The sequence below is a fragment of the Dissulfurispira sp. genome (assembly GCF_036745535.1).
Taxonomy (GTDB): Bacteria; Nitrospirota; Thermodesulfovibrionia; order Thermodesulfovibrionales; family Dissulfurispiraceae; genus Dissulfurispira.
Genome location: NZ_DAIOFX010000120.1, coordinates 1 through 3,462, shown reverse-complemented (window position 1 = coordinate 3,462; position 3,462 = coordinate 1). Strand labels below are relative to the sequence as shown.

Below are 3,462 nucleotides of genomic sequence, written 5' to 3'. Positions count from 1 at the left end.
CAGATTGTAATTGCCGTGCTCTCCTTTTAGCTCACTCCCTTATAGTAAGCTGAAAAGTGAACATTCACTTACTTAATAACTAAAAAATTATTTGACTGACAGGCACTTCTCAAAATTTCTCCAGAGCTTCATCCCTTCATCCACAAGCGAGAATGAAAAACCGCTCAATGACCACTTCATGGTCAATATCTGTATCATGCCCATAAACATCAGGGCGGCTGAAGAGTGTTCCATATCCCTTCGTATCAGACCGGCCTTCTGGCCTTCCTTTATAAGCGATTCTAATTTGGCAGAATATAAACCGATTGTGTTCAGAAGCTTTCCTTTTATTTTCTCGTCGCCTATATGAATCTCCTCCGAGAATATAAGCCGCGGAATCCCTTCATTCCTATCGATGTAGTCGAGATGAAGCATAAACAGTCTCTTGAGCCGTGCGAGGGCAGAGGCATTGGTCATTACTGAAACAGCATCGAGATTACGCAAAAGTCCTTCCCCGATCTTTTCCACGGTACCCTGAAGTATTTCATCCTTACTATTAAAATGCCTGTAGAGATTTGCCTCGGAAATACCTACCTCTTCGGCTATTGCCGCCGTAGTAAGAGACTTGACCCCACGTTTGGCGATAATCCTCAGTGCAGCTTCCACTATCTGGTCCCTCCTTATATCCCCGCTGAGCCTCGAACCGTTTTTAATCATTTCCATTCTCCACCTCTTGTAAGTGAGTATTTACTCACATTATAAGAAAATGAAAATCTCCTGTCAGGGATTTTTTTTGTTATTCCTTTTTCTTCCAGTATGGATTGGAGAGGTCTTCAAAGGCTGTGATTGCTGCGACGGCTCCCTGCCCAACAGCAGTGGCTATCTGTTTAATACCGCCGGTCACATCACCTGCAGCATATACCATATGCATGGATGTCCTCTGCTTTGAATCAACCTTGATATAACCTTCGGAATCGAGCTTAAGGTCGAGCATCTTTGCGATCTCATTATTAGGCACATATCCTATGGCAACGAATACTCCTTCAACTTCCAAAACCTTGATGGAATTATCTTTGAGATTCTGGAGTCTGACACCGCCAACATGGTCTTTGCCTGTTATCTCCTTTACCACTGTATTCCAATAAACAGGGATTTTATTATCCGATAAGCTTTTTTGCAGGAATGCCTCTGCCCTTAATTTATCCCCCCTGTGAACCAGTGATACATCTGCCCCTATGCTGTGAAGGTAAAGGGCATCGGTAACTGCTGTATTTCCGCCGCCAACAACGATGACCTTTTTACCGTCCTTAAAGAAATATCCATCGCATGTGGCGCAGTAACTCACCCCTTTTCCGTAAAGGCTTTTTTCTCCGGAGACATCGAGTTTTTTATGTTCTGCTCCGGTAGCGATAATGACGCCTCTTGCATTGTACGTCCTTCTGTTTGTCTTTAGCTCAAAAATATCCTCAACCCTTCTTATATCAACAACGCCCTCACCTTCTGATATGTGTGAATACTGTAATGCCTGCTGGTACATTATATCCACGAGGGTCTTTCCTGCTATCTGGCTGAATCCGGGATAATTCTCAACGATTGGTGTAACAAGAACCTGACCTCCAATAGTAGCCTTCTCAAAAATCACGGATTTCAGTCCGCTCCTTCCAGCATATATCCCTGCCGTGAGTCCTGACGGCCCTCCACCGATGATTGCTAAATCAACATTAACAGTCTCTCCTGCTACAGGAGCAAATGCCCTTTCAATTGATGAAAGATTATGTATCTCCTCCACAAATATCTCTGGAGGTTTTACTCCGGTGCCGATGGGAATATCGTTTATAACAGTGAATGGAACAGTGACGATATGATATTTGTCTATATAATCCCTGTTTTCATACATCTCTATTATCTCTGCTGTTATTAAATCAGGTTTCGCAATGGCAGCAGAGATTGCAGTCAGAGCCTGCTGCGGGCAATAAGGACAAGTCGGCGATACAAATATCTGAATATGCCTTGGCTCCTTCAATTCAAAAAGCCTCTTCAATGCCGCATCCGAAAGTATAGTTCCATTTGTAGAGACAAGCATTATGGCCATTATTAATGTGCGTGCCTCTTCGCCGAGCGGAGCACCCACATAGCTGACCCTATATTTATCCGAATTAATAAGAATGGTTGGGAACCTTGTTATTCCCTTCTTCTTCGTGGTTTCGTCGCCTGACTTATAAATTTTTACATCGATTTTATCCGTAAGCTCGGATATGCCTTTTAGAAGCTCTGCCGTGAATGCGCTGTACTGTTCGTTATCTTTTATAAAAACCTCTATCAAAACTTTATCTTTCAAATCCTTGAATGCATCCCTCAAGACTTGCTTTGTCTCTTCAGGAAGGATATTGCCGAACTCTTTCTCCATTCATCTTCTCCTGTTCCGATAGTTTATAAAATTATAGCATTTGAGTATAATCTTATCCATGCATAATGCCGGCTTCATATACGACGATATATTTTTAAAACACGAAACGCCTCAATGGCATCCTGAGACAAAAGAAAGGCTGACATACATTTTAAACGCGCTAAAAAATTCGGACTTATGGAATAAACTTATCCATATCAAGCCGCGCAAGGCAACCTATGAAGACATTGCACTCGCGCATACGAATAGTTACATCGAAAAAATTAAAAACTTCGGGGTCGGTTATCTTGATGGAGATACATTCATGTCAGAAAACAGCCTTGAAGCCGCTTTATATGCAGCAGGAGCAGTAATTGAGGCAGTGGACAGATGCAAATCAAATGAAATCCATAGAGCCTTCTGCGCTGTAAGGCCTCCGGGACACCATGCAGAGGCAGACAGGGCAATGGGATTCTGCATATTCAATAATGTTGCCGTGGGAGCAAGATATGCTCAGAAGATTGGATATAAAAGGGTTTTCATCATAGACTTCGATGTACATCACGGAAACGGCACACAGCATATATTCGAAGAAGACGATACTGTTTTTTATTTCAGCACGCATCAGTATCCTCACTATCCAGGAACCGGAAAAGAATCTGAAAAAGGCATCGGAAAAGGCGAAGGATTTACTTACAATGTCACTATGCGAGCAGGCTCAGGAGACAAAGACTATCTGCATGTCTATCACGACATACTCCCCGGCCTGATAAAAAACTTCAAACCGGATATAGTCCTTGTCTCAGCAGGCTACGACATACGGAGGGAAGACCCTCTCTCATCAATCAGGATTTCAAACGAAGGCATGAGGGGCATTGTGCACAATATCCTCACAAGCACAGACAGGCCTGTGGTATTTGCTCTTGAAGGAGGATATGATTTGGAAGCACTGAGCGAGTCGGTCAGGATTACGATTGAGGAAATGCTGAGCATTTGACTAATTAACTTCGCAGCATAATAAGTTTCGCATTAAATCTATAATTCCGCTAAAAAGCAATACTCTCCAGCTTTATTCTGTTAAGGAATGCACTTAAAAC

3 protein-coding genes are annotated in these 3,462 nt (G+C 42.7%); 1 reads left to right on the top strand and 2 read right to left on the bottom strand.

The features are described from left to right. Positions 1–87 precede the first annotated feature (87 nt). Together V7L97_RS11745 and trxB are read right to left on the bottom strand one after the other, a co-directional pair. A complete protein-coding gene (locus tag V7L97_RS11745; protein ID WP_333656200.1) occupies positions 88–702 on the bottom strand; it encodes a TetR/AcrR family transcriptional regulator in 615 nt (204 codons plus the stop codon). Between the two features lie 73 nt (positions 703–775). Next, positions 776–2,386 (bottom strand): thioredoxin-disulfide reductase, encoded by a 1,611-nt coding sequence (gene trxB, locus V7L97_RS11740; RefSeq protein WP_333656198.1) that lies wholly within the window; start codon positions 2,384–2,386, stop codon positions 776–778. A 58-nt stretch (positions 2,387–2,444) separates the two neighbouring features. On the opposite strand from trxB, the gene V7L97_RS11735 reads away from it, so the two are divergent. Then, positions 2,445–3,362 (top strand): histone deacetylase family protein, encoded by a 918-nt coding sequence (locus tag V7L97_RS11735; RefSeq protein ID WP_333656197.1) that lies wholly within the window; start codon positions 2,445–2,447, stop codon positions 3,360–3,362. The last annotated feature ends 100 nt before the right edge of the window (positions 3,363–3,462 follow it).

Bases quoted from the DNA above. Each gene is read 5' to 3' on its own strand.
- V7L97_RS11745 (WP_333656200.1), bottom strand. From the start codon at position 702: ATGGAAATGATTAAAAACGGTTCGAGGCTCAGCGGGGATATAAGGAGG.
- V7L97_RS11735 (WP_333656197.1), top strand. From the start codon at position 2,445: ATGCATAATGCCGGCTTCATATACGACGATATATTTTTAAAACACGAA.
- trxB (WP_333656198.1), bottom strand. From the start codon at position 2,386: ATGGAGAAAGAGTTCGGCAATATCCTTCCTGAAGAGACAAAGCAAGTC.